This is a genomic window from Rhodococcus sp. P3_B8, from assembly GCF_056402775.1.
Genome location: NZ_JBFUGT010000086.1, coordinates 1 through 25,591 on the forward strand (window position 1 = coordinate 1; position 25,591 = coordinate 25,591).

At 68.1% G+C, this 25,591-nt stretch carries 21 protein-coding genes; 5 read left to right on the forward strand and 16 right to left on the reverse strand.

What is annotated here, in order from left to right; genetic code table 11:
• Positions 1 to 195 precede the first annotated feature (195 nt).
• Positions 196 to 384, reverse strand: a complete 189-nt coding sequence (locus tag AC1D1G_RS23595; protein ID WP_025431899.1) for a hypothetical protein — start codon at positions 382 to 384, stop codon at positions 196 to 198.
• Positions 385 to 444: 60 nt separating this feature from the next.
• On the opposite strand from AC1D1G_RS23595, the gene AC1D1G_RS23600 reads away from it, so the two are divergent.
• The gene (locus AC1D1G_RS23600) at positions 445 to 2,763 is read left to right on the forward strand and encodes a helicase-associated domain-containing protein (RefSeq protein ID WP_477953899.1); all 2,319 of its coding nucleotides are present in this window, start codon (positions 445 to 447) and stop codon (positions 2,761 to 2,763) included.
• A 146-nt stretch (positions 2,764 to 2,909) separates the two neighbouring features.
• On the forward strand, positions 2,910 to 3,893 hold the full coding sequence (locus AC1D1G_RS23605; RefSeq protein WP_280778628.1) for an alpha/beta hydrolase: 984 nt from the start codon (positions 2,910 to 2,912) through the stop codon (positions 3,891 to 3,893).
• Positions 3,894 to 3,935: 42 nt separating this feature from the next.
• Here AC1D1G_RS23605 and AC1D1G_RS23610 read toward each other — a convergent pair whose 3' ends face one another.
• From AC1D1G_RS23610 to AC1D1G_RS23640, 7 genes are all read right to left on the reverse strand, one after another.
• Entirely contained in the window at positions 3,936 to 7,694 is a 3,759-nt protein-coding gene (locus AC1D1G_RS23610; protein WP_477953900.1) for an ABC transporter ATP-binding protein, read from the reverse strand.
• On the reverse strand, positions 7,691 to 9,052 hold the full coding sequence (locus AC1D1G_RS23615) for an LLM class flavin-dependent oxidoreductase (RefSeq protein WP_477953901.1): 1,362 nt from the start codon (positions 9,050 to 9,052) through the stop codon (positions 7,691 to 7,693). Before AC1D1G_RS23615 ends, AC1D1G_RS23610 begins: the two co-directional genes overlap by 4 nt.
• 12 nt (positions 9,053 to 9,064) lie before the next feature.
• On the reverse strand, positions 9,065 to 9,799 hold the full coding sequence (locus tag AC1D1G_RS23620; RefSeq protein WP_283330725.1) for an ABC transporter ATP-binding protein: 735 nt from the start codon (positions 9,797 to 9,799) through the stop codon (positions 9,065 to 9,067).
• Positions 9,775 to 10,632: an ABC transporter permease gene (locus AC1D1G_RS23625; RefSeq protein ID WP_283330724.1), complete on the reverse strand. Its 858-nt coding sequence runs from the start codon at positions 10,630 to 10,632 to the stop codon at positions 9,775 to 9,777. The genes AC1D1G_RS23620 and AC1D1G_RS23625 overlap by 25 nt, the downstream gene beginning before the upstream one ends.
• Positions 10,629 to 11,696, reverse strand: coding sequence for an ABC transporter substrate-binding protein (locus tag AC1D1G_RS23630; RefSeq protein WP_477953902.1), 1,068 nt, complete (start codon positions 11,694 to 11,696; stop codon positions 10,629 to 10,631). The genes AC1D1G_RS23625 and AC1D1G_RS23630 overlap by 4 nt, the downstream gene beginning before the upstream one ends.
• A gap of 290 nt (positions 11,697 to 11,986) precedes the next feature.
• A complete protein-coding gene (locus AC1D1G_RS23635; RefSeq protein ID WP_477953903.1) occupies positions 11,987 to 13,198 on the reverse strand; it encodes an ROK family transcriptional regulator in 1,212 nt (403 codons plus the stop codon).
• Positions 13,199 to 13,345: 147 nt separating this feature from the next.
• Positions 13,346 to 14,107, reverse strand: a complete 762-nt coding sequence (locus AC1D1G_RS23640) for an LppU/SCO3897 family protein (RefSeq protein WP_280778635.1) — start codon at positions 14,105 to 14,107, stop codon at positions 13,346 to 13,348.
• A 174-nt stretch (positions 14,108 to 14,281) separates the two neighbouring features.
• Between AC1D1G_RS23640 and AC1D1G_RS23645 the strand changes: the two genes are divergently transcribed.
• Complete coding sequence (locus tag AC1D1G_RS23645) at positions 14,282 to 15,961, forward strand: DNA repair helicase XPB (RefSeq protein WP_477953904.1); 1,680 nt, start codon at positions 14,282 to 14,284, stop codon at positions 15,959 to 15,961.
• 37 nt (positions 15,962 to 15,998) lie between these two features.
• A complete protein-coding gene (locus AC1D1G_RS23650) occupies positions 15,999 to 16,667 on the forward strand; it encodes a DUF3239 domain-containing protein (RefSeq protein ID WP_271210701.1) in 669 nt (222 codons plus the stop codon).
• A gap of 7 nt (positions 16,668 to 16,674) precedes the next feature.
• Here the strand turns inward: AC1D1G_RS23650 and AC1D1G_RS23655 are convergent, their stop codons facing one another.
• From AC1D1G_RS23655 to AC1D1G_RS23690, 8 genes are read right to left on the reverse strand one after another with little or no spacing between them, the layout of a single operon-like run.
• Positions 16,675 to 17,238 carry a GNAT family N-acetyltransferase gene (locus tag AC1D1G_RS23655; protein ID WP_477953905.1) on the reverse strand — a complete coding sequence of 188 codons (564 nt, stop codon included), beginning with the start codon at positions 17,236 to 17,238 and terminating at the stop codon, positions 16,675 to 16,677.
• Positions 17,239 to 17,274: 36 nt separating this feature from the next.
• Positions 17,275 to 18,264, reverse strand: coding sequence for an LLM class F420-dependent oxidoreductase (locus AC1D1G_RS23660; RefSeq protein ID WP_271210699.1), 990 nt, complete (start codon positions 18,262 to 18,264; stop codon positions 17,275 to 17,277).
• A gap of 13 nt (positions 18,265 to 18,277) precedes the next feature.
• Positions 18,278 to 19,504: an MFS transporter gene (locus tag AC1D1G_RS23665; RefSeq protein ID WP_477953906.1), complete on the reverse strand. Its 1,227-nt coding sequence runs from the start codon at positions 19,502 to 19,504 to the stop codon at positions 18,278 to 18,280.
• Positions 19,501 to 20,844 carry an LLM class flavin-dependent oxidoreductase gene (locus tag AC1D1G_RS23670; RefSeq protein WP_477953907.1) on the reverse strand — a complete coding sequence of 448 codons (1,344 nt, stop codon included), beginning with the start codon at positions 20,842 to 20,844 and terminating at the stop codon, positions 19,501 to 19,503. Before AC1D1G_RS23670 ends, AC1D1G_RS23665 begins: the two co-directional genes overlap by 4 nt.
• A 25-nt stretch (positions 20,845 to 20,869) precedes the next feature.
• A complete protein-coding gene (locus AC1D1G_RS23675; protein WP_477953908.1) occupies positions 20,870 to 21,745 on the reverse strand; it encodes an ABC transporter permease in 876 nt (291 codons plus the stop codon).
• Positions 21,738 to 22,574, reverse strand: a complete 837-nt coding sequence (locus AC1D1G_RS23680) for an ABC transporter ATP-binding protein (protein WP_005244194.1) — start codon at positions 22,572 to 22,574, stop codon at positions 21,738 to 21,740. Before AC1D1G_RS23680 ends, AC1D1G_RS23675 begins: the two co-directional genes overlap by 8 nt.
• Entirely contained in the window at positions 22,571 to 23,659 is a 1,089-nt protein-coding gene (locus AC1D1G_RS23685) for an ABC transporter substrate-binding protein (RefSeq protein ID WP_280778641.1), read from the reverse strand. Before AC1D1G_RS23685 ends, AC1D1G_RS23680 begins: the two co-directional genes overlap by 4 nt.
• Positions 23,660 to 23,697: 38 nt before the next feature.
• Positions 23,698 to 24,768: an ABC transporter substrate-binding protein gene (locus tag AC1D1G_RS23690; RefSeq protein WP_283330716.1), complete on the reverse strand. Its 1,071-nt coding sequence runs from the start codon at positions 24,766 to 24,768 to the stop codon at positions 23,698 to 23,700.
• 280 nt (positions 24,769 to 25,048) lie between these two features.
• On the opposite strand from AC1D1G_RS23690, the gene AC1D1G_RS23695 reads away from it, so the two are divergent.
• Positions 25,049 to 25,591: sigma-70 family RNA polymerase sigma factor (locus tag AC1D1G_RS23695; protein ID WP_477953909.1), on the forward strand; the 543-nt coding region annotated here is incomplete at its 3' end.

The following is a 25,591-nucleotide window of genomic DNA, read 5'->3' on the forward strand; positions in this document are numbered from 1 at the left end:
CCAACGGCACCTCGCAGTACGCCGGTGTCGTCGACAACGCGATCGAGGCCGTCAAGGCTCAGGGCATCGCGATCGATCCCCAGATCCTGCAGCTCATCGACGCGAACAAGGGACTGCTCCCGCAGTAATCCCCCGCGATTCACAGAAGAGGGGCCCTGCACCGATCCGGTGCAGGGCCCCTCTTGTGTCGTCGGGTCAGCGGTTGATCACGGTGTGCGGATGCGCGTACGGCAGCGAGTCCGCCGGCAGCGGGAACTCGGTGTCCTCGCCGAACGGGGACAATCCGCCCGCACGGCTCGACGACAGTTCGGTCACGGCGCTATCTCCATCGGCGGTTTCGGGCCACCCTGGATCCACGTACTGCTTCTTCGAATTGTTAGCCACGGTGCCATTTTGACAGGAGCATTCGGCGACGTACAGCCCAGGTCTCTAATCTGATAGTCGATGACCGACACCGACGACGCCACCGCGAGCACCAACGGCACCGCTGCCTCCCCGCGCCGCGCCGCGACCCTCGCGGACTGGCTGGCCGCGCGCAGCGACGCCGTACTGACGGATCTGCTCCGCAAGCGCCCCGACCTGGCGGTTCCACCGCCTGCCACGATCGTCGTCCTCGCCGGCCGCGCCGAACAGCGGGCATCGGTGGCCCGCGCGGCCGACAACCTGACGTCGCTGGACTTCGGCATCCTCGAACTGCTGGCGCTCGAACGGGCCGACGAGGTCGCCGTGCCGCGGGCCACCCTGCAGGACGCGGTGGGGTCGCGGGCGACGAAGAAGACCGTCGACGCCACGCTGGACGGCCTGCGGTCCGTGGGGATCGTCTGGGGGGACAAGACGTCGCTGCGCATCGTTCCCGCTGTCGTGGCCACCATCCCGTGGCGGGTCGGACGCAGCGCCGAACCCGTCGAGACGCTGGACGAACCCGGGATCACCGCCGCGCTGGCCGGACTGCAGAGCGTCGAGCGGGACATCCTGGAGACCCTGTCGAAGTCGAGTTCGATCGGACGCACCCGGGACGCAGCCCCCGGAACACCCCCCGACCGTCCCGTGCAGCGACTCCTCGCCGCCGGGCTGCTGCGGTGGATCGACGACGAAACCGTCGAACTGCCCTATCAGGTGCGGCAGGTCCTGCGCGGGGAGGCCGTCTTCGACCCCACGTCGCTGGCCGCTCCCACCGTGACGGGCCGCAAGCACAAGCCGGCCGACATCAACGCCGCCGCGGCAGGCGAGGCGCTCGAACTGGTTCGCCACTGCGAGGACATCGTCAAGGCTCTCGGCGAGATCCCGGCGCCCGCCCTGCGGGCAGGTGGGCTCGGTGTCCGCGAACTGCGCCGCATCGCCAAGACGTCCGGCATCGACGAGAACCGGCTGAGCCTACTCGTCGAACTACTCTCCGCCGCGGGACTGATCGCGAGCGGCACCCCGGATCCGGCGCCGACGTCCGACAGCGGGGAGAACTACTGGGCCCCGACCACCGCGGTCGACAACTGGCTCACCGCGCCGGTCGCCCGGCGGTGGCACGCTCTGGCCGCCGCATGGCTGGAACTGCCGCGCATGGCGTGGTTCATCGGCATGCGCGACGCCAACGACAAACCGGTCGCCGCGCTGTCCGAGGAGGTGCGCGCGCCGTCCGCGCCGCGCGACCGGCAGGCGATACTCGGACTGCTGGCGGAGTTGGGCAGCGGCCACTCCGCGGATCCGGCGGAGGTCAGCCGGCTGCTGGCGTGGCGCCGCCCCCGCTGGGGTGCCCGGTTGCGGGTCCACGCGGTCGAACGCACCCTCGACGAGGCCGCGACGCTCGGACTCGTCGCCCGCGGAGCGCTCAGCTCCCCCGGACGCGCACTGCTCCACGGCGGTGACGCCGAGGCCGAGATGCACGCGTCGCTGCCCGAACCCGTCGACCACGTCCTCGTCCAGGCCGACCTCACCGTCGTCGCCCCCGGACCGCTGACTCCGGACCTGCTCGAGCAGATCACCCTGGTCGCGGACATCGAGTCCGCCGGTGCGGCGTCGATGTACCGGATCAGCGAAGACAGCGTCCGGCGTGCCCTCGACGTCGGGATGACGGCCGCCGAACTGCACAGCCTCTTCGCGACCCGGTCGCGCACACCCGTCCCGCAGTCGCTGTCGTATCTGATCGACGACGTCGCGAGGCGGCACGGGCGGCTCCGGGCCGGGGTCGCGGCGTCCTTCGTCCGCTGCGAGGACCCCACCCTGCTCGCGGAGGTCCTGGCGTCGCCGGTGGCCGCAACTTTGGCCCTGCGCGCGTTGGCGCCGACGGTGGCGGTGTCGCAGGCACCGCTCCGGGAAGTACTGGGCGAACTGCGGGCGGCCGGTTTCGCGCCCGCAGGCGAGGACTCGTCCGGCGCCCTGGTCGACCTGCGCCCCCGCGGCGCCCGGGTCGTGACCCGGCGCAAGGCTCCCGCCGGCCGCACCCCGGCCGTCGCCACGGACGCCCAACTCGACGCGGTCGTCCGGACTCTCCGCGCGGGCGACCTGGCCGCGTCGGCCCGGGGATCCGGCAGCATCCGCTCCGACGGGTCGCGGGCCAGTAGCGCCGCGACCATCGCCCTGCTCAACGCGGCGGCGCGGGAACGCACCAGCGTGACCATCGGTTACGTCGACGCTCAGGGTGTGGCGACGCACCGCATCGTCGATCCTGTGAGCGTCGGCGGCGGCCAGCTCGACGCGTTCGACCCGGCGAGCGGCGCGGTCCGGCGGTTCACCCTTCACCGCATCACGTCCGTCGCCCGCGTCGACTGACCCGTGAGTACTTGTTAACCACGGGCGGTTAACAAGTACTCACGGGTCAGATAACGATTCTGCGCAAACGCCGAGGAATTCCGGGACGCGCAATACCGTGATGCTGGTATGTACCTGGCCGGGGACGACTACCAGGAGGCAGAACCGTGATTGTCACAGCAACGAAGCCGTCACAAAGTTGGTTACGAGGCGTCGTCCGGCTGATGGTTGCCGTGGTGATCCTGCCGCTGGCGTTCGTCCTCGTCGGCGGCGGAACGGCCTCCGCGGACCCGTACAGCCGTCTGCGTGAGCACTGGGTCGACGCACCCGGCGGGGTCGGGCAGATCAAGGTGCGGATGTGGCTCGCGAACAACGGCAGCAACAAAGCCCTCTACCTCCTCGACGGCCTCCGCGCGACCAACGACGTCAGCGGGTGGGAGCACGAGACCAACGCCGCGTGGCTGTCCGACCACGGGATCACCGTCGTCGAACCGGTCGGCGGACAGTCCAGCTTCTACACGGACTGGTACGCGCCCAGCAACACCAACGGTCAGCCGTACACGTACAAGTGGGAGTCGTTCCTCACCCAGAACCTGCCCGACTTCCTGGCGAACAACTACGGCATCAGCCGCACCAGCAACGCCATCGCCGGACTGTCGATGGGCGGCAACGCGGCGTTGATCCTCGCCGCATACCACCGCGACCAGTTCACGTTCGCCGGGTCGATGTCCGGGTACCTGAACCTGTCGGCCCCGGGCATGCGTGAGGCGATCCGTATCGCGATGCTCGACTCCGGCGGTTACAACGCCGACTGCATGTGGGGACCGCCGTGGGATCCGGCGTGGCTGCGCAACGACCCGTTCGTCGCGGCGCCCCTCATGCGCGGGCTGCCGATGTGGATCTCGGCGGGCGCCGGCCTCCCCGGCCCGCACGATCAGCCGCAATCCGCCATCGACGTCTTCAACGTCGGAACCGGCATGGGTCTCGAGGCCATCGCGCTGGCCCAGAACCGTGCCTTCCAGGTGCGGCTCGACACCCTCGGCATCGGCGCGCACTACGACTTTCCGGCGACGGGAACCCACAGCTGGGGCTACTGGCAGGACCAGCTGTGGGCCATGCTGCCGATGATGAAGGCGTCGATCGGCGCCTGACCGTGGCCTCCGGCCCCGTGAGTACTTATTAACCACCCGCGGTTAATAAGTACTCACGGGCGGCGAAGCCGCATAGGCGTCCCAGAGTTCCCGGTAGACACCGCCCCGGTCGAGCAGCTCGTCGTGCGTTCCGACTTCCGCGACCCGTCCGCCGTCGAGGACCACCACCCGGTCGGCTCGCGCCGCAGTGCTCAACCGGTGCGCCACGACGACGGTGGTGCGCCGCCGGGACAGGTTCTCGGTTGCGAGCCGGACGCGGTCCTCGGTGGCCAGGTCCAGTGACGCCGTGGCCTCGTCCAGCAGCAGGATGTCGGGGTCCACCAGTTCGGCGCGGGCGAGTGCCAGCAACTGGCGTTGTCCGGCCGACAGGTTGCGCCCGTGCTCCCCGATCGGCTGCAGGTATCCGAGGGCGAGGCCGGACACCATCTCGTGGGCCCCGACGGCTCGGCTGGCGGCCTCGACCTCCGCGTCGGTCGCGTCCGGGCGCCCGTAGGCGACGGCGTCGCGGACGGTGGCGCCGAACAGGTGCGGCTCCTGCGGTACGACTCCGAGTCGCTGCCGGAACGACGCGAGGTCGAGTGACCGGGTGTCGATACCGTCGACGCGCACCGCACCCTGCGTGGGGTCGTAGAACCGGGCGAGCAGCTTGAGCACCGTCGACTTGCCCGCGCCGGTTTGACCGACGAGGGCAACCGTTTCGCCCGGTTCGATGCGAAGCGCCACCCCTCGCAGCGCCTCTCCCTTGCCGGATTCGTACGCGAAGTGGACGTCGTCGAACACGATGCCGCCCTGGAGGCGGTCGAGGACGATCGGATCGCCCGCCTGGGGCGTGGTGGTCGGTGTCCTCATCAGCCCCCGCAGTCGACCGAGTCCGATCATCGCCTGCTGGTAGCCGTCGAACACCTGCGAAAGCTGTTGTACGGGGGCGAAGAACAGTTCGACGTAAAGCACGAAGGCGATCAGGGTGCCGACGGTGAGGGTTCCGCCGTGGATCCGTGCCGTCCCTGCCGCGAGCACCAGCCCGGTCGCGACCACCGACAGGAACTCGACGAACGGAAAGTACAGGGCCATGTACCGCTGGGCCCGTAGCCGCGACTCCCGGAAGTCCCAGGCCCGCCGGGCGAACTGGGCCGCGTTGTAATCCTCGCGCCGAAATGCCTGGGTGACGCGGATATTCGTCACGTTCTCCTGCAGGTAGGCGTTGACTATCCCGACGCGATCACGCGCCTCCGCGTAGGCGGGCACGGACTTTCGGCGGAACACCACCGTGGCCGCGACGAGGACGGGCACCACGAGGACCAGCACGAGGGCCAGTTCCGCGTCGATCACCAGGAGTGCCACCAGCACACCGGAAATCGTCAACCCGCTCACCACCGCCGTCGCCAGACCTGTCTGCAGGAAGTTGGACAGGCTGTCGACATCGGTGGTCATGCGTGTCATGATCCGGCCGGCCAGTTCTCGCTCGTAGTACTGCAACCCGAGCCGCTGCAGCTGCGCGAACGTCTTGACCCGCAACGTGTACAGCAGCCGTTCGCCCGTCCGCCCGGTCACCCGCGCCTGGGCGATGTTGACGGCCCAGTCCAGCAGCACCACCAGAATGGTCGCGGCCGCCGCGAGGAGCAGCAGGTCGCGGGCGCCTTGCAGCACTCCCCGGTCCACCCCGGTACGGACGAGCACCGGCACCGCGATCTGAGCGACGGCGTCCAGCCCGACGAGCGCCAAGCCTGCGACCAGCGGCAGGAGGAGCGGACGCAGCAGTGAGCGGAGTCCGAACGCCGGGTCGGCGGCCCGGGCCTCGTCCGCGGCGACGTCGGGGTCTCCCGTGAGTGGCGGCAGGTCGTCGAGCCGAGCCATTACTTCGGGGCTGGGCGGCGCCGACGAGAGGATGCCGCCCGACGCGCCTCCGCGCGACGGCCCACTGGCACCCGCGGCTGCGGTCGCGAAAGCCGCTGCGGCTCTGGCATCGAACACCCCGGAAGCCTCGTCGCCGTCCTCCCGGCGCCACAGTTCGGCGGTGACACCGTCGACGTCCGGTGGCTCGTTCGACGTGTCCGGAGCGGTCACGTCGTCCGCGCTCGACAGCAGCGCACGGAACAGGGGGCACCGCTCGTCGAGTTCGGCGCTCGTGCCCACATCGACGATGCGCCCGTGCGCCAGGACCGCGATGCGGTCGGCCAACGCGAGCGTCGACCGGCGATGCGCAATGATCAGCGTGGTCCGTTCGCTGGTCGCGACGCTCAGTTCGTGGTGAATGGCCGCCTCGACACGGGCGTCGACCGCCGATGTCGCGTCGTCGAGCACCAGAATCCGCGGATCGGTCACCAATGCGCGGGCGAGCGCGATCCGCTGCCGCTGCCCACCCGACAACGTCACCCCCTGCTCCCCCACGACGGTGTCGAGGCCGTCCGGCAGTGCGTCGACGAATTCCTCCGCCTGCACCACGCGGAGCGCCTCACGCACCAGTGCCTCGTCGGCATCCGGCCGGCCGTAGGACACGTTGGCGCGGATCGTCTCGGACATCAGGTAGCTGTCTTCGAAGACGACGCCGAGCGCGGAGCGCAGCGAGTCGAGCGACAGCCGGCGGGTGTCGATCCCCCCGACGGTGACCGCACCCGCGTCGACGTCGTACAACCGCGGAACAAGCATGGCCAGAGTCGATTTCCCTGATCCGGCCGCGCCGACCACCGCCACCGTCTCGCCGGGTGCGATCCGCAGGGACAGTCCGTCGAGGAGGCGATTCGACGGGTCGTATCCGAAGGCCACCTCGTCGAACACCACCTCGAGGGGACCGCGCGGCAAGTCCACGGCGCCGGGTGGGGTCGTGACGGCGGGGGCGTTGTCGATCACCTCGCGGACGCGCTCGACGCTGGCCCGGCCCTGTTGGCTCACGGTCAGCAGCGTGGCGAGCTGACGCACGGGCGAGGCGAACGACGCCAGGTACGTGGTGAAGGCGACGAACGTGCCGAGCGACAGCGTGCCGTGCAGCGCCAGCCATCCTCCGAGTGCCAGGACGAGTGCCTGCCCCAGCATCGGGACCGCCTGCAGTGCAGGGTTGTACCGGCTGGTCAGCCGTGCGACGCGCAGCCGGGAACGGAAGAGGTCCCCTGCCCGCTTCTCGAGGTCTTCGAGTTCGCGGCTTTCCTGGCCGAATCCCTTGACGACGCGCACCCCCGTGACGGCGGCTTCGACTTCCCCGGCCACGATCGCCGCCTGTTCCTGGGCATGCCAATTGGCGGGGAACAGGTCGACGCGGCTGCGCATCGAGATGAACCACAACGCAGGCAGGACGGCCAGGGCGACCAGGGTGAGGATCGGCGACAGCACGGCCATCACGGCCAGGGAGATCGCGAACATCAGCAGGTTCCCTGCCATGTGCGGCAGTAACTGCAGGAGCATCTGGATCAGCGTGATGTCCGAGATCGACCGGCTGACCACCTGCCCGGTCTGCAGACCGTCCTGCTTGACGCCGTCCAGCCGCAGTAGGGACCGGAAGGCGTCGCCCCGCAGGTCGTACTGCACTCCGAGGGACAGCTGCCCGGAGCGGTACCGTCGCGTGTACGCGGCGGCGAAACGGAGCGATGCGAGGGCGATGAGCACCGCGATCCACGGCGCCAGTGCGTGATTCGTGTCGACTGCGGCATTGTCGATCACGTGCCGGACGGCCAGCGGAATGGTGGCGGTGGCGGCGGCCGCCACGGCCGCCGCCCCGTACGCGAGAACGAGATTGCGGCGTTGGCGCAGACAGTATCCGAACAGGTACCGCAGCCAGCCGGCGTTCCCCTCCGAGTCTCCCGTCGTCACTGCGCAGACACCAGCGTGGAATCCTTCTCGACCGCAAACTGATTGGCGGGTCGCGGCAAACCGTAGTGCCCGCGCAGTGTGGTCTCGGTGTAGTCGGTGCGGAAGAGTCCGCGTTCCTGCAGAATCGGGACCACGGAGTCGACGAACTTCTCCAACCCGGACGGAAGGACCGCGGGCATGATGTTGAAACCGTCTGCGGCGCCGTTCCGGAACCAGTACTCGATCGTGTCGGCCACCTGAAGCGGGGTGCCCGCGAACGTGCGGTGACCGCGACCACCACCGAGTCGCCCGATCAGCTGCCGGACGGTGAGCTTCTCGCGGCGGGCGAGGTCCACGATCAGCGTGTACCGGCTCTTTGCACCCTCGATCTCGTCCTCGGACGGTAAGTCCTCGGGAAGTTCCTCGTCGAGCGGGAGCTGCTCCGGTTCGAGATTGAACCGCTGCGCCAGCTGCTTGCGGGCGTATTCCGGCGAGATCAACCTCTCCAGTTCGGCCTCGAGCTCGCGGGCCTCCTCTTCAGTGTCAGCGATGACCGGCACGATGCCGGGCAGGATCAGTACCTGCTCGGGGTCCCGGCCCACTTTCGCGACACGGTCCTTGACGTCCGCGTAGAACGCCTTCCCCTCGTCGAGAGTGGGCTGGGCGGTGAAGATGGCCTCCGAGTACCGGGCGGCGAAATCCTTTCCGTCCTCGGACGACCCGGCCTGCACGAGCAGGGGATATCCCTGCGGCGACCGCGGCACGTTGAGGGGTCCCCGCACCGTGAAGAACCGGCCCTCGTGTTCGATGACGTGCACCTTGGCGGAGTCGGCATGGATCGCGACCTCCTTGTCCGCGACGATGGCGTCGTCCTCCCAGCTGTCCCACAGCTTGGTGGACACCTCCACGAACTCCGCGGCCCGCTCGTACCGGCTCCGGTGCGCGGGAGTGTCGTCGAGACCGAAGTTCTGCGCCGCATCGGCGCCGGCCGTGGTGACGATGTTCCAGCCGGCGCGTCCACCGCTGACGAAGTCGAGGGACGCGAACCGCCGCGCCAGGTTGTACGGCTCGTTGTAGCTGGTCGACGCGGTCGCGATCAGGCCGATCTTCTCGGTGGCCGCGGAGATCGCCGTGAGGATGATCGTCGGCTCCAGCTTGCCGCTCGGCCTGCGTTCCGGATTGCTGAACAGCACCGGGCTGTCGGCGAGGAACACCGAGTCGAACTTTCCGCGTTCGGCGGTCTGCGCCAACGAAATGTAGTGCTTGATATCGAGATTGGCGTTCGGATCGCTCTCGGGCAGGCGCCAGGCGGCCTCGTGGTGTCCGATCGCCATCAGGAATGCGTTGAGATGCAGCCGGCGCTGGGGTGACGAACTCATGGTGTAACTCCCTTACTGTGCCGCTACCTCGACGCCGAGGGCGCCGAGCAGCGTGTTGCGAAACTCGTGGAACTTGCTGTCGCCGAGCGCTCTCGGCTTCGGGATGTCGATGCTCTCGTCGACGACGATCTGCCCGCGGTCGAGAACGAGCACCCGGTCGGCGAGCGCGATCGCTTCGTCGACGTCGTGTGTGACGAGCAGGACGGTCGGGCGGTGGCGGCGGATCAACTCCTGCAGGAGGGCGTGCATCTTGATCCGGGTCAGCGCGTCGAGAGCACCGAAGGGCTCGTCGGCCAGGAACAGTTGGGGCTCGCGGACCAGCGCTCGGGCCAGCGCCACCCGCTGCTGTTCACCGCCGGACAGTTCGCTGGGCCACGCCTTCTCCCGGCCCGCGAGCCCGACTTCCGCGAGCGCCGACGTTCCCTTGCTCGTGCCGCTGCGGCCCAGTCCGAGCGTCACGTTGTCCAGCACCCTCAGCCACGGCAGCAGTCGTGAGTCCTGGAATGCCACCGACACCTCCTCGGGCACCGTGAGGGTTCCGCCGCGGCCCTCGACGTCGTAGTCGAGGCCGGCGAGCGCGCGGAGCAGCGTGCTCTTGCCGGACCCGCTCTTTCCGAGCAGGGCCACGAACTGCCCGTCGGGAATGTCGAGGTCCAGGCGGTCGAGTACGGTCTTGTCGCCGAATCCGCGGACGAGGGATCGCACCTGCACGGCGGCGGGTTCTAGGCGGCGAGCGTCTTGCGCCATGACAGCGACCGCCTTTCGATGTAGCGGAGGACGGAGTCGGACAGGAGACCGAAGATGCCGTAGACCGCGAGCCCCACGAGAATCACGTCGGACTGTCCGTAGTTCTGTGCGTTGTACATCATCTTTCCCAAACCGGTCACCGCGTTGATTCCCTCGACGACGATGAGGGTGAGCCAGGCGCCGGTCACCGAGAGGCGCAGTCCCAGAAAGAATCCCGGCATCGCACCCGGCAGTACGACCTTGCGGATGAACGTGGCCCGGGACAACCCGAGGACCTCGGCGAGTTCGACGTACCGGTTGTCGATCGACGTCAACGAGTTGTGTGTCTGGATGTACATGTGGACGACGACACCGAGCGCGATGATCACGATCTTGAACGTCTCGCCGATGCCGAGCCAGAGGATCAGCAGTGGGATGAGGCCGAGCGTCGGGATGGCGCGTTTGAGCTGGATCGGCCCGTCGATCAGGGCGTCACCGGAACGTGTCAGACCGGCGACGACGGCCAGGGCCGTCCCGATCACCACGCCGAATGCGAAACCGATGGCGGCGCGGCTCAACGACGCGAGGACGTGTTCCTGCAGGACGCCGGTGGAGATCAGGTCGACGGCCGTGGTGACCACGGTCCACGGCGCGGACAGCTTTCGCGCGTCGATGACGCCGGTCAGACTTCCCACTGCCCACACCGCGAGGAGGAGCAGGACACCGGCCAGCCGGGAGAACGGAAACGCCTTACGCAGCCCGAGTCGGCGGATCTGCCGATCGGCGACGCCGAGCCTCGGGGCCTCGGGGGCGACACTGCGTGCCGGTGCCGGCGCGGAGAGAGTGCTGGTCATCGCTGCACACCGCCCCGGTACTCGGCCGGAACAGCGTCGGCGGCGATCGTCTCGAATCGCCGGTCGAACAACTCGTTGGCATCGAACTCACTGAAGTAGCCTGCATCGGAGAGCAATTGGACGGTGTCCTGCGTCCACTCGACTGCGGCGTCCCAGTTGGCGGGGTAGACCGGGCGCTGCCCGACGGAGGCGACGATGCGCTTGCCGTCCTCGGCCGATACCTGTTCGCTCTCCACGTAGTACTTCTGGATCCAGGCGTCCTGGTTCTCCCACGCCCAGATCTCCCCGCGGGCCCAGAACGGAATGAACGCTTTGATCGCCGCGGCCTTGGCCGGGTCCTGGAGAACTTCCACCGGTGCCCAGAGCACGGTGAGCGCGTCCACGGCGTCGGTGGCCAGCGCCTTGGCTCCGTCCGGCCCGTACTGGTTCAGGTACTTCGTCACCGTCGGCTCCGACAGCGGCGCGACGTCCACCTGCTTCGACTGCAGCGCGGTGAGGAACTGCGGGCTGGGGAGTTCGACGAGCTGGACGTCCTTCGTGGTCAGACCCTGCGCCTTCAGCGTTCGCAGGATCACCACACCCTGCGCCTGCCCGGGTGAGAACGCAATCTTCTTGCCCCGCAGGTCCGGCAGTTCCGTGATGTCCGAGCCGGGAGCGGTGGCCAGCCGGTACTGCGGCTGTTCCTTCTCCCGGACCGCGACGATCTTCGCGTCGAGCCCGGTGGCGTGCGCCTGGATCGGCGGGATCGCGGCGTTGGTGGCCAGATCGACCGCGTTGCCCCGGAAGGCCTGGATCACGTCGGGACCGGCACTGACGTCCGGCCAGTCCGACACGGTGAACGGGAGGTCCGCGAGCTGGCCGGTCGCCTCGAGCTGCAGCCGGGTGGTCTTGATCGACACGCTGAGCGAGGTTCCGTCCGGAACCTGATCGGGGACAGCGTCATCGAGAGACAATCCGCCGGAGGAACCGGAAGAGCAGGACGCGAGCCCGAGCGCCACGACGCCGGCGAAGGCGGCGCGCGTGAGGCGCCGATACCCGGTGGAAGACACGAGTGAACTGGACATGATTGATCCTTCGAAGGATGTGATCTCCGGTCGGGCACCCCGGACGCGGTCGTCGGGTGCCACAGAGGAGCGAAGAGGAAGAACGGAAAGGTGTTTCGAGCGTCCGCCGAAGTCAGCGGGGAGACGTCAGATGCGACCCGGTCGCGTGCGGCGACAACAGGACTCGGAGCGACACGAGGATGTACGCGCACTGTCCGCCATGGTGGTGTTCACACCAATATCCTTGCGATCCAGTGCAATAGACGTCAACATTGCTTCCCACCGAATTAACTCCGGCCCTGTGATACACGTCACGATATGCCGGCCAACGGCCGCACGAAGCTGGTGAGAGGCGCCCGGTAGAGCTCCGCGAGGATCACGGAACCGGCGGATACCGGCAGTGCCCGCCCGGGAAAACTGGTGGACAGCACCGACCGTGACGGGTCGTCACATGTCGCCGACGACTCCCCGACTGCTCGCCGAACCGTGTCGAGACTGCCCGGAATCTGGCTCACGCCTTGGTCGCAGACGATCAGGACCTCCGGATTGAACAGATCGAGCAGCCGGGCCGCCACCACCCCCACGCCGTGCGCCCGTTCCTCGAACAGTGCCAAAGCCGCCGGCTGCCGACGTCGACCCGCGTCGAGAAGGTCGCCGAAAATCGGCCGCTCGATGATGCCGAGTTGCATCGCCCTACGCACCAGCACCCGATCCGACAGGGTGGCCTGCACGCATCCGGTACGCCCGCAGGCGCACTCCTCGACACTGTTCTCGACGGGCACGTGCGCCACCGCGCCTGCCGCCGCGCGCGGGCCGTGGTGAACCACGCCTCCGGTCGCGAACGCGGCGTCCACCACGTTCCCGACGAAGAGCTGCACCACACTGTCCCGTGCCCTCGGCTCCCCGAACAACACCTCCGCGTCGATGAGGGCGCGCGCGTGCGAATCCATCCGCACGTCCAGACCCGTGCGGTGCTCGAGATCCGCCCGGACCGGGTACCCGTTCCACCCCGGGATCGGATGCTCACGCACCACACCCGATTCCGAGTCGATCCAGCCACCGGCCGCGAATCCGACGCCGATCGGGACAGACACGTCACCGTGTCGGGCGGCCAGCCCCTCGAGGGTCGTCACGGCGTTCCGCAGGATCTCGGCCGGTCCGAGCCCGAAGTGCGGATCACGGGATCGGGCCAGCACCTGCCCGCGCAGGTCGAGCAACGCGGTGGTCACGTGGGTCATCGCCAGGTGGATGCCGTAGACGACGAAGCGGGTGTCGTCGAGGTCCACCGGGACGTGTGGCCGTCCCAGACCGGTGGGACCCGAGATCTCCGGCAGTTCCCGCAGCAGACCGCGTTCGACGAGCTGCGCACTGGCGGTGGTCACCGTCGCGGGTGAGAGTCCGGTGACTCGCGCGATCGTGCTGCGCGCGATCGGCCCGTGGTCGAGGACGGTGCGCAGCACCGTGCCCGCGCTGGCGCCGGAACGACCGGCACCACGCCGGGTGTCGGGCTCGGTTCGCGCCATCGTTCCCACCTTCCCCGCGCGCAGTGATTTCGGTTGATCTCGAACGCTAACGAAGGGGAACGTGCAGTTCAACGGACTCGATTCCCGTGAATTTAACTCCCTGTGAGTACTTGTTAACCACGGGCGGTTAATAAGTACTCACGGGGGCTAGCCACCCAGATTGACCTCGATGCAGTACGTGCGCTCGGGTTCGGAGAACGCGATGGGAAATGCGTTGTCGAACTCGTTGCACAGGGTTTCGTCGTTCTGGCCGTCCGCGCGTCTCACGACCTTGACGGTCTGCATGTCGGTGCAGTCGGACGGCACGATCCGGCCGTCGTCCTCGAGTAGGTAGCAGGAGTCCTCGAGCATGTTCGGAACGAGGCAGAGCGTGGTCTGCACGTCCTCGTCCTCGCTCACGAGGGTGTACGAGAAGTAGTCCTCCGCGCACTGGACGTCGCCGTCGTTCTTCTGCGCCACCTCGTACGTGGCCTCGCTGTCGGAGCAGTCCCGCTTCTCGTGTGAGGTGTCGGCCGCGGTCGTCGACGCGGACTCGAAGAAGAGGCAGTCACCGACGTCGAGAGCGTTCTTGTCGGCACTCTTCACGGCGAACACAGCGAACGCGGCGATAGCGGCGAGGATCACGACGGCGACGACGCCGAGGGTGATGAACAGCCCCTTCCGCGATTTCTTCGGCGGCTGCCCGTACTGGCCGGGCGGGTACTGGCCGGGTTGCTGCCCGTACTGGCCGGGCGGATACTGGCCGGGTTGCTGCGCGTACTGCCCCTGCGGGTACGGCTGCTGCGGGTACTGACCCTGCTGGTAGGGCTGCTGCGACCCACCCTGCGGGTACGGTTGCTGCGGGTTGTTCGGCGGTTCGCCGGGGACGTTCGGATCGGGACGGTTGGGGTCGTCGGGGGGCTGGGTCATCGCGAGCCTCGTCTCTGGGTCGATCCATCCGGCTGTCCCTCAATTTAGGCCCCGACCGCCCCGGATGTGCAGGTATCGGGCCGCGTCGAAGGCCGCGACGTGGCGCGGTGTCGCTCAGATCAGGACAATGGACAAGCTGGCTACATCCGGCACCGCATTTTCGAGGAGGCTTCCGTGACCGACGGACCGTTGATCGTCCAATCCGACAAGACCCTGCTGTTGGAGGTCGATCACGAACGCGCGAACGACGCCCGTCAGGCGATCGCGCCGTTCGCGGAACTCGAGCGCGCGCCCGAACACGTCCACACCTACCGGATCACCCCGCTGGCCCTGTGGAACGCGCGCGCCGCCGGACACGACGCCGAGCAGGTGGTCGATGCACTGGTCAACTTCTCCCGGTACGCGGTGCCCCAGCCGCTGCTGGTCGACATCGTCGACACGATGGCCCGGTACGGGCGCCTGCAGCTGGTGAAGAACCCGGCCCACGGTCTGACGCTGGTCAGCCTGGACCGCGCGGTCCTCACCGAGGTGACCCGGCACAAGAAGATCGCCCCGATGCTCGGTGCGCGCGTCGACGACGACACGGTGGTGGTTCACCCGAGCGAGCGCGGTCGTCTCAAGCAGTTGCTGCTCAAGGTCGGCTGGCCGGCGGAGGACCTCGCCGGGTACGTGGACGGTGAGGCGCACGCCATCGACCTGGACTTCGACGGCACGTCCCCCGGGTCCGCGGACGGCACGTGGCACCTGCGCGACTATCAGGAGATGGCCGCCGACTCGTTCTGGGCGGGCGGGTCCGGTGTCGTCGTCCTGCCGTGTGGTGCGGGTAAGACGATGGTCGGTGCGGCGGCGATGGCCAAGGCGAAGGCCACCACGTTGATCCTGGTGACGAACACGGTCGCGGGACGGCAGTGGAAGCGTGAGCTGATCGCGCGCACGTCGCTCACCGAGGAGGAGATCGGCGAGTACTCGGGCGAGCGCAAGGAGATCCGTCCGGTCACGATCGCCACGTACCAGGTGATCACCCGGCGCACCAAGGGCGAATACAAGCATCTGGAGCTCTTCGATTCCCGCGACTGGGGTCTCGTGATCTACGACGAGGTGCACCTCCTGCCCGCCCCGGTGTTCCGCATGACCGCCGACCTGCAGTCCCGTCGACGCCTCGGCCTCACCGCCACCCTGGTGCGCGAGGACGGCCGTGAGGGCGACGTGTTCTCGCTGATCGGACCCAAGCGGTACGACGCGCCGTGGAAGGACATCGAGGCGCAGGGGTGGATCGCGCCCGCCGACTGCGTGGAGGTGCGGGTGACGCTGACGGACGCCGAACGGATGTCGTACGCGGTCGCCGAACCCGACGAGCGGTACAAGCTGTGTTCCACCGCGCACACCAAGATCGCGGTGGTGAAGTCGATCCTGGAACGGCACACCGATGCACCGACGTTGATCATCGGCGCGTACCTCGACCAGCTCGACGAACTGGGTGAGGCGTTGAACGCCCCGGTCATCAAGGGGTCGACCAAGAACAAGGAGCGCGAGGAGCTGTTCGACCGTTTCCGGGCGGGCGAGATCCAGACGCTGGTCGTCAGCAAGGTCGCGAACTTCTCGATCGACCTTCCGGAAGCGTCTGTCGCCGTTCAGGTTTCGGGTACGTTCGGTTCTCGCCAGGAGGAGGCTCAGCGTCTGGGCCGCCTGCTGCGACCCAAGCACGACGGCGGCCAGGCCCACTTCTACTCGGTGGTGRCACGCGACACGCTCGACGCCGAGTACGCCGCCCACCGGCAGCGCTTCCTCGCCGAGCAGGGGTACGCGTACCGGATCACCGACGCGGACGATCTGCTGGGCCCCGCCATCGGGTGACCGCCTGCCACCGGACCGGGGCCTCTAAGCTGGGGCCGTGCGACATTTCGAGTTCACCGTCGACCGGCCCTACGCGAAGTCTGTCAACCAGACGTTCGCCGACATGCGACGCCTGCAGGTGTCGGCGATCGTGGTGGCGCTGCTGTTCGCGGCCGCCGCTGCCGGTCTGATCCTGCTCGCCCACCCCTGGTCGATCATCCTCGGTGTCGTCGTGGCGATCGCCGCCCTGACGTCCGTGTGGGTGGCGTTCTGGGTGCCGAAGAAGGTCGGCAGCATCGAGGAGTTGTACGCGAAGAGCCCGCTGGTGCCTGCCGTCGTCTCGGAGGTCCATCCCCGCGCGGTCACCCTGCTGTCGCTGATCGACGTCGCGAAGCCCTCCGCGGGCCGGGCGTCGTACGCCCTCGTCACTCGCAACGTTCCGATCCGGACCGGTCAGAAGCAGAGGGTGGGCGACAGGGTGCCGTCCGTCGCACTCCTGAACGACCGCAGCACCCGCAACGACGCCGCCACGTGGGAGATGGTCAGCCCGATGCCGATCGCGTGGGGCACCCGTGACGCGGCGGTGCGTTCCCGCGCGGAAGACGCCATCGATCAGGTCGAATGGGATTTCCTGCAGAGCCGGATCCCGGAGTCCGAGCACATCCGGACCAGCCCCGAGCAGCGAGTCGCGGTGTCCGAGCACGACCTTCCGGAGGGCCTGCGCTGATCGGCAACTAGTCGGGCCAGCCTTCGGCCGGCTGCCGTGGGTCGCCGGCGAGCAGGGCGGCCACCCACGAATCGCGGCGGACGCCGCGCTGCACGAGTCCGGCGCGCTGGACGCCCTCGAACCGGAAGCCGACCCGGCGGGCGACCGCCGCCGAGTCGAGATTGCCGACGAACGCGCGCCATTCGATGCGTTCGAGCCCCATACCGTCCGGCCGAAACGCGAAATCGCACACCAGGTTCACCGCGGTCGTCATGAGGCCCCGCGACCGTGCCGCCGGCGACAGCCAGTATCCGATCTCCGCCGCCGTCACATCCCGCGCCATCAGACCGATCATCCCCAGCACGGGACCGTCCTCGCGTTCGCGCAGCGCCCACGTGGGACTGCGGTCGGCCCAGCCGGACGGCACCGTCTGCCGCACGAACTGCTCGGCGTCCGAGCGGCCGTACGGCGCGGGCATCGTCGTCCACTCGGCGATCGACGCGTCGCTGCATGCCGCGCAGATCTCGTCGACGTCGGTGACGACCGGCGGGCTCAGCCACAGCGTGTCGGCGGCGAGGGTGACGACGAACATGCCCGCCACTCTATGCCCGGTGAGGCGGCCTATGGATCAACGCAGCGCGGGCAGCACTTCCTTCTCGAACAGTTCGATGCCCGACGTGTCGTACGCGGCTTCGGGGAAGTAGAAGATGCCGTAGGACATGCCCTGCTCCTTCAGCGCCGACAGTTTCTCGACGATCTGCTCCGGCGTTCCCACACCGGGCATTCCGCGGAAGGCTCCCAGGGCACCCTCGGCGGCGTCGGCGCCGACGTGGGGGGTGAGCCGGTCCTTCAGGGTGAGCAACCGCTGCTCGACCTCCGCCTCGGTGGTGCCGATCGCGACGTTGTAGTTGGCCGAGCGGGTGATGGCGTCGAAGTCGGTGCCGACGGTGTCGCAGTGCTTCCGCAGGATCTCGGACTTCTGCGCGAAGCCCTCGGGTGTGCCGTCGAAGTTGGTGTACTGCGCGTACTTTGCCGCGATCTTCAACGTCACCTTCTCGCCGCCACCGGCGATCCACAGCGGGATGCCGCCTTCCTGCAACGGAAGTGGGCGGACGATGGCACCGTCGACCTGGTAGTGCTTGCCTTCGAGGGTCGCGATGCCGTTGGCCCAGGCCTGACGCATGATCTGCACGCCCTCGTCGAGGCGGCCGAGACGCACACCGGCAGAAGGGAATCCGTATCCGTACGCTTTCCACTCGTGCTCGTACCAGCCGCCGCCGATGCCCATCTCGACTCGTCCGCCCGAGATGAGGTCGGTGGTGGCGGCCACCTTCGCGAGGTAGGCGGGGTTGCGGTAGCTCATCGCCGTACACATCTGGCCGAGGCGCACCCGCGAGGTGACCGCCGCGAACGCGGACATGAGGGTCCACGCCTCGTGCGTGGCCTCCTCCGTCGGTGCCGGGACGGTATGGAAGTGGTCGTAGACCCACAGGGAATCCCAGGACGAACCTTGATCGGCGCGCAACGCGAAGTCGCGCATCACCGACCACTGATCCGCGGGATCGATTCCGACGAGATCCAGACGCCAACCTTGAGGAACGAACAATCCGAAGCGCATGAAACGAATGTACCTATGCTTCCTGTTTTTCGAGCGGTGAGGATCCGGGCTCCGACGCGGTCGGCGGTGGCCACGGGGAATAGACCGGGATGAACCGGAACAGGAGGCCGGCGCCGACCAGCGCCGCTCCCCCGATCGCGGCGACGGCGGCACCGAGCGGGACGACCGCGGCGAGCGCGCCGACGCTGAAGGGTCCGGCGAACATGCCGGTGTCGTGGGTGAGCCGCCAGGCGGCGAGGAATTCGGCGCGCGTCGCCGGTGGGGCGATGTCGGCGCCGAGCGTCATGATGACGCCGTTGCCGAGCCCGTTGCCGATGCCCATCACGACGGCGACGACCCCGATCGACAGGAGGTCGTGCGAGAACGGCAACGCCAGGTAGGACACCCCGATCACCAGAAGCGAGGGCACCGCGATGAACCGGCGGCCGTACCGGTCCATGAAGTGTCCGGCCGGATACGAGCACAGCAGATCGACGGCCGCTCCGACCCCGAAGACGAGGCTGACCTGGGCGGCGTCGAGTCCGAGATGGGCAGCCCACAGCGGCAGCACCGCCTCCCGCGAGGCGCGGGCCGCACCCATCAGGAGCGACCCGGCGCCGAGCGTGGCCAGCAGCTTCCGGTGCCGGCGCAGAATCGACGGCAGCGTCGCGTGGGTACCGGCGGTGCCTGCGTGGCGCCGCGGCGGGTCGGGGACCCTCGACATCAGCCACCCGGACAGGACGACGCCGACGAACTGCACCATGAATCCGCCCCGGGCGCCGACCACCAGGATCACGGCGGCGCCGAGCAGCGGTCCCACGAAGAAGCCGAGCCGCCACATCGCCGCGAACGACGACATCGCCCGGGCCCGCAGCCCGATCGGCACGGCGTCGGCCAGGTAGCTCTGGCGGGCCAGCCCCCACACGGCGTTGGCGAGCCCGGTCAGCAGTGCCCCCACACCCAGCATCCAGGGTGTCTGCGCGAGCAGACAGACCAGCACTCCGGCGGCGCCGACGGTACTGCCGCCGATGATGGACCGCCGCTCCCCGAACCTGGCGACGATCCGGCCTGCGGGCAGGTCGCCCAGGACGGCGCCGAGCCCGACGACCGCGACGATCAGCCCGGACACGGCCACGGACGCACCCAGTTCGCGGGCCGTCAGTGCCATGACCGGGGCGGCGGCCCCCTGGCCGATGCCGAAGATCGCGGCGGGAACGAAGACGGTGGTGACGAGAGGTTTCAGACCGGTCTCGCCGCTCATGCGCTCGCTTCGTCGACCGCGCCCGCGAACCGGTTACCGACGTCCGTGAGACCGTAGTGACCGCGCAGGGTGGTCGCGGTGTACTCCGTCCGGAACAGTCCGCGCTGCGGCAGGATCGGGACGACACGGTCGACGAAGTCGTCCAGTCCGCCGGGCAGGTAGGGCGGCATGATGTTGAAACCGTCGGCCGCGCCCTGCTCGAACCACGTCTGCAGCTCGTCGGCGACCTGTTCGGGGGTCCCGGCGAACGTGCGGTGCCCACGTCCGCCGCCGAGCAGCCCGATCAGCTGCCGGACGGTGAGCGAACCGTCCGCCGCGAGGTCCTTCACCAGCTGGTAGCGGCTCTTGTTGCCCTGGATCTCGTCCAGCGGCGGAAGCGGCGGAAGCGGGGCGTCGAGGGAATGCTTGGTGAGGTCGACACCGAGCATCGTGGACAGCTGACGCAGCGAGTACTCGGGCGAGATCAGGTCGGTGAACGACTGCTCGAGCGCCTTCGCCTCCTCCTCGGTGTCCGCGATGAACGGCACGATGCCGGGCAGCACCTTCAGGTCGCCCGCATTGCGGCCGTGCTTGACGACACGCGCCTTGAGGTCGCGGTAGAACTCCTGACCCTGTTCCAGGGTGCGCTGCGCGGTGAACACGGCCTCGGCGTACCGCGCGGCGAACTCCTTGCCGCTCTCGGACGATCCGGCCTGCACCAGCAGCGGCCGCCCCTGGGCGGACCTCGGCGAGTTGAGCGGGCCCTTGACCCGGAACCGCGGTCCGTCGTGGTCGATGGTGTGAACCTTGCCGGGGTCGGCGAACACGCCGGTCTCCGGGTCGAGCACCACCGCGCCGTCCTCCCAGCTGTCCCACAGGGCGAGCGTGACGTCGACGAATTCCTCTGCGCGCTCGTACCGTCCGCTGTGTGCGGGGATACCGTCGACGCCGAAGTTCGCAGCCTCGTCCGCACCGGCCGAGGTCACGATGTTCCACCCCGCCCGGCCGCCGCTGATGTGGTCGAGCGACGTGAACTTGCGCGCCAGGTTGTACGGGTCGGAGTAACTCGTGGACGCGGTGGCAATCAGTCCCACGTGTTCGGTGGCGACGGCGATCGCCGACAGCAACGTGACGGGCTCGAAGATCGCCTGGGTGTTGTGCTTGATCCGCGGTCCGACGGCGAGACCGTCCGCGAAGAACACCGAATCGAGCTTGCCCCGCTCCGCGATCCGGCCGAGTTCCTGGAAGTGTGCGACGTCCAGAACGCGGTGCGCCTCGGTGCGGGGATGGCGCCACGCCGCCTCGTGATGTCCCACACCCATGAGAAAGGCGTTGAGGTGGAACTGGGAATCCTGTGACATGTGGAGTTTCTTTTCCGGTAAGTGACTAGACCCGCCAGCGGGACAGCCTGCGTTCGATCAGTACGAGAACGGCGTTGAGCGTCAGCCCGAGAACCGAGATGGCGACGATGCCCGCATACATGTTGGGGATCTGGAAGTTGAACTGGGAGGCCGTGATCAGGTAACCGAGGCCGGCCTTGGCCCCGACCATCTCGGCGGCGATCAGCACGAGGATCGACGACGCCGCCGCCATGCGGATGCCGGTGAAGATGGTGGGAACGGCGGCGGGAAGCACGACCTTCTGGAACAGGCGCACGGGCGACAGTCCCAGCGACGACGCCGACTTGATCAGCAACGGGTCGACGGTGCGCACACCGGAGATCGTGTTCAGCAGGATCGGGAAGGTGCACGCGTAGATCACCAGGGCGATCTTGGACTCCTCACCGATGCCGAGGATCAGGATGAAGACCGGGAGCAACGCCAGCGCCGCCGTGTTGCGGAACAGCTCCAGAATCGGGTTCAGGAAGTCCGACACCGGGCGGTACCAGGCGATCGCGATGCCCAGCGGGATCGCGATCACGACCGCCACGAAGAAGCCGATCAGGGCGCGGGAGAGGCTGGCGGACACGTGCTGCCACAGCTCACCGCTCTGCACCAGGTCGAAGAATGCCTCGACCACCGTGGTGAACGGGGGCAGGAACACCTCGTCGACGAGACCGACCCGCGGAGCGATCTCCCACAGTGCCAGGAAGGCGACGATCGCGACGGACGGCTTGAGGATCCGCCAGACGACCGGACGCAGTGCCGCACCGGCACGCTGGATGGCACCCGGCTGCGGTGGGGTGGAAGCGGGCGACGGAGCCGACGTCCCGGGCGGATCGATAGCAACGGGAGCTTCCGGTGACGCGAGTGCGCTAGACATGTGCTTCCTCCTTCTCGATTACCTGTGCACGCTCCACTTCGCCGTGCAGCAGCGTCCAGATGCGGTGGCGGTAGTGCCGGAACTGCTCGTTGGACCGGACGTCCTCGCCGCTGCGGTCGATGTCGATGTCCACGAACGTCTTCACCCGGCCGGGCCGCGACGTCAGGACCGCGACCCGCTGCCCGAGGTAGATGGCCTCGTCGATGCCGTGCGTGATGAACAGGATGGTCTTGCCGGTGGCCTTCCAGATGCGCAGCAGTTCGTCCTGCAGCGACTCACGGGTCTGCGCGTCGAGCGCCGCGAACGGTTCGTCCATCAGCAGCACCTCGGGATCGAACGCGAGGCTGCGGGCGATCGCGACGCGCTGCTTCATGCCGCCCGACAGCTCGTGCGGGTACCGGTCGCCGAACCCCTTCAGGCCGACGAGCTCGAGGTAGTGCTCGGCGAGTTCGCGCCGTTCCTTCTTGGGCAGTCCCTTGGCCTCGAGCCCGAACTCGATGTTGTGCCGGGCCGTCCGCCACGGCAGGAGTGCGTACTGCTGGAAGACGATTCCGCGGTCGAGACCGGGCCCGGTCACCGGCTGCCCGTCGAGCAGGATCCGACCCGATGTGGGGGTGCTGAGCCCGCCGAGCAGGTCGAGCAGCGTGGACTTTCCGCAACCACTCGGACCGACGAGGACGAGGAATTCGCCGTCCGCGAGATCGATGTCGATGTCCTCGATCGCGGTGAACTTGTCCTTGGACCCGCGCACGTCGAACTGCTTGGTGACGTGCTCGAGGCGGAGCTTGGGCGTCTGAACCCGATCGGGGTTCGAGGCGGTGGTGCTCATTTCTGTCCTTCCAGTACTTCTCCGTCGGGCCCGCTCTCGGGCTGGAACGTGCCGTTGGCGTACGGGTTGAATTCGTTGGTGTAGAGGTCGGTTGCGGTCAACTTGCCCTCGTCGAGCTCACCGTTGCGGACGAGCCAATCGACCCAGGTCTGCAGCTCCTTCTCCTGGATCACGGCCCCGGCGACGGGAATCCCGGAGCTGCGCCAGTAGCCGATGGCCTCGTCGCTCTCGTTGCGGCCACGCTTGTCGATGATGCTCTTGAACCGTGCGACGACCTCCTCACGCGGAGTGACCTGGGTCCATCGGATGGCCCGGGCCGTGCCCTGCACGAAGTCCGCGACGGCGTCCTTGTTCTTCGCCAGGAAGTCGTCGCGCACTACGTAGGTGCCGTAGCTGAAGGCGCCGAACAGATCCCGGTCCGTGAACAGCGGCCGGATGCCCCCACGCTCCTGGGCTGTTTCGCGGAAGATGTCGTTGATGGCAGCCACGTCGATCTGACCTTCGCGCAGGGCCGTTTCGTTGTTCACCGGCGGGACGACGGTCAGCTCCACCTGCTTGATCTCGTCCTGGGTCAACCCCTGCTGGGCCAGCCACTCCCGGACCAGGAACTCGTGGTGCGCACCGAGCGTGTTCATCCCGACCTTCTTGCCGATCAGGTCGCGCGCCGAGCGGATGGGGCTGCCGTCCAGCACGAAGTATCCCGTGTACTCACCGGCGTCCGCACCGTAGGAACTCAGCACCGACGTGATCGGTGCCCCCGCGGCATTGAGCTTGACGACGGCTCCGTTGAATGCCGAGCCGAACTCGATGTCGCCGGTGGCCGCCGACTGGATGTCCTGCGGGCCGCTGGTGGTGTCGCCGACCCATTCGAGCTTGATCTTGTCGTAATACCCCAGGTCCTCGGCGAGTTCGTGGAATCCCACGTCCCCGGCCCACCCCTGGTAGCGCAGGACCGTCTTCCCGTCCTCGGTGGTGGCAGTATCCGACGAGCCGGCGCACCCCGCCACTCCCGAGGCCAACGTGAACAGTGCTGCGGTCGCCGCGAGGGCGCGCACGGCGCCTCGCCGGAACCGGGAGTGGGACATCGACATCACTTTCTTCTCGTGGGGACCTGGGGTGGAGTTCACTTGGCGGCCAGCGCTTGTCCGTCAGGGCCGCTGTCGGCGGGGTACGTGCCGTTGGCGTACGGGTTGTACTCGTTGGTGTAGACGTCGGCGGGCGTGAGCTTGCCGTCCTCGAGTTCCCCGTTGCGGACGAGCCAGTCGATCCAGGTCTCGATCTCCTTGTCGGTGATCACGCCACCGGGACCCGCCACACCCGGCGACTTCCAGTAGTCCACGAGGTCGGTGGTCTCGTTGCGGCCCCGCTTGGTGATGATGTCCTTGTACTTCGCGATCACGTCGTCGCGCGGAGTCGTCTGGGTCCAGCGGATCGCGCGGGCCGTGCCCTGCACGAAGTCAGCGACGGCGTCCTTGTTCTTCGCGATGAAGTCATTGCGGAACAGCAGCGATCCGTAGGTGAAGGAACCGAAGATGGACTCGTCGGTGAACAGCGGGCGGATGCCGCCGCGTTCGACTGCCTTGTCGCGGAACACGCTCCCGAGCGTGCCGACGTCGATCTGACCCTGCCGCAGCGCCTGTTCGGTGTTCACCGGCGGCACCACGGTCAGCTCGACCTGCTTGATCTCGTCCGGGGTCAGCCCCTCCCGCGCCAGCCACTCACGCACGAGGAACTCGTGGTGTGCGCCGAGCGTGTTCATGCCGACCTTCTTGCCGATCAGGTCACGTGCCGACGTGATCGGGCTTCCGTCGAGCACGTAGTACCCGTTGAACGTCTCCTTGTCGGAGCCGTAGTAGCCGATGACGGACGTGATCGGCGAGTCGGCCGCGGCCAGCTTCAGCACCGCACCGTTGAACGCGCCACCGAAGTCGGTCTGCCCGGTGGCGGCATTCTGAATGCTCTGCGGCCCACTCGTGGTGTCGCCGATCCAGTTCAGTTCGACCTTCTGGTAGTAGCCCAGGTCGGCCGCGAGCTCCGGGAACGAGACCTGTCCCGTGGTCCCCTCGTAGCGAAGTACCGTCTTCCCGTCGGCTGTCGTGGTCGTCTCCGAACTGGAGCACGCGACAGCAAGGCTGGTGAATGTGAGAAGGGCGGCCGCTGCGGCCAGAGTCCGCGCGAAACGTGGACGAATCATCGAAGGTCTTCCTAGTGTGTGTTGCCCGCCCACGGCGAAGCGGCGGGTCGTGCGAGCGCACTCCCGAACTCCGCCCGGCGGTCGCCGGACGGGTGAGCAGGACGTGCAGAAGAAAAAGGGGTGCGAAAAAGCCAGGTCAGCTACGACAGCCGAAACACTGGAACATGGCAGACTCCCTGGAGGTGGTGTGGTCGCCACACCATACGTCCGGACCCACCACCAGGGTCAACGGTTACGCACACGACGGATTTTATGTCTGGACCGCACGTAGGATATCGGCATGCCCACTGCCACGCTGGTAGACGAATTCGAGTCCCACCGGCCGCATCTGCTCTCCGTAGCGTACCGGCTGACGGGAAGCGTCAGCGACGCGGAGGACGCCGTGCAGGAGTCCTGGCTACGACTCGACGACGCGGACGCCGAGAACATCCGCGACCTCCGGCCGTGGCTCACGACGGTGGTCGGGCGGATCTGCCTCGACCGGTTGCGGTCGGCGGCGGTGCGGAGGGAACAGTATGTCGGCCAATGGCTTCCGGAACCCATCGTCACCGGACTGTCGCCGTCGGCCGAGCCGGACCCGCTGGAAGCGGTCGTCCGGGACGAGGACAACCGCCTCGCCGCGCTGATCGTGCTCGACACGCTCACCCCTGCACAACGGGTCGCGTTCGTGCTGCACGACGGTTTCGGGGTCCCGTTCGGCGAGGTTGCCGGGATTCTCGGCATCGAGACGCCCGCGGCGCGTCAGCTCGCGTCGCGGGCCCGCAAGGCCGCTGCCGCAACCACACCCGCCGTTCCCGACGACGAGCATGCCGTCGCCGTGCAG

Bases quoted from the DNA above. Each gene is read 5' to 3' on its own strand.
- AC1D1G_RS23630 (WP_477953902.1), bottom strand. From the start codon at position 11,696: ATGTCCAGTTCACTCGTGTCTTCCACCGGGTATCGGCGCCTCACGCGC.
- AC1D1G_RS23615 (WP_477953901.1), bottom strand. From the start codon at position 9,052: ATGAGTTCGTCACCCCAGCGCCGGCTGCATCTCAACGCATTCCTGATG.
- AC1D1G_RS23670 (WP_477953907.1), bottom strand. From the start codon at position 20,844: ATGTCACAGGATTCCCAGTTCCACCTCAACGCCTTTCTCATGGGTGTG.
- AC1D1G_RS23675 (WP_477953908.1), bottom strand. From the start codon at position 21,745: ATGTCTAGCGCACTCGCGTCACCGGAAGCTCCCGTTGCTATCGATCCG.
- AC1D1G_RS23600 (WP_477953899.1), top strand. From the start codon at position 445: ATGACCGACACCGACGACGCCACCGCGAGCACCAACGGCACCGCTGCC.
- AC1D1G_RS23625 (WP_283330724.1), bottom strand. From the start codon at position 10,632: ATGACCAGCACTCTCTCCGCGCCGGCACCGGCACGCAGTGTCGCCCCC.
- AC1D1G_RS23690 (WP_283330716.1), bottom strand. From the start codon at position 24,768: ATGATTCGTCCACGTTTCGCGCGGACTCTGGCCGCAGCGGCCGCCCTT.
- AC1D1G_RS23620 (WP_283330725.1), bottom strand. From the start codon at position 9,799: ATGGCGCAAGACGCTCGCCGCCTAGAACCCGCCGCCGTGCAGGTGCGA.
- AC1D1G_RS23665 (WP_477953906.1), bottom strand. From the start codon at position 19,504: ATGAGCGGCGAGACCGGTCTGAAACCTCTCGTCACCACCGTCTTCGTT.
- AC1D1G_RS23635 (WP_477953903.1), bottom strand. From the start codon at position 13,198: ATGGCGCGAACCGAGCCCGACACCCGGCGTGGTGCCGGTCGTTCCGGC.
- AC1D1G_RS23685 (WP_280778641.1), bottom strand. From the start codon at position 23,659: ATGTCCCACTCCCGGTTCCGGCGAGGCGCCGTGCGCGCCCTCGCGGCG.
- AC1D1G_RS23640 (WP_280778635.1), bottom strand. From the start codon at position 14,107: ATGACCCAGCCCCCCGACGACCCCAACCGTCCCGATCCGAACGTCCCC.
- AC1D1G_RS23680 (WP_005244194.1), bottom strand. From the start codon at position 22,574: ATGAGCACCACCGCCTCGAACCCCGATCGGGTTCAGACGCCCAAGCTC.
- AC1D1G_RS23655 (WP_477953905.1), bottom strand. From the start codon at position 17,238: ATGTTCGTCGTCACCCTCGCCGCCGACACGCTGTGGCTGAGCCCGCCG.
- AC1D1G_RS23660 (WP_271210699.1), bottom strand. From the start codon at position 18,264: ATGCGCTTCGGATTGTTCGTTCCTCAAGGTTGGCGTCTGGATCTCGTC.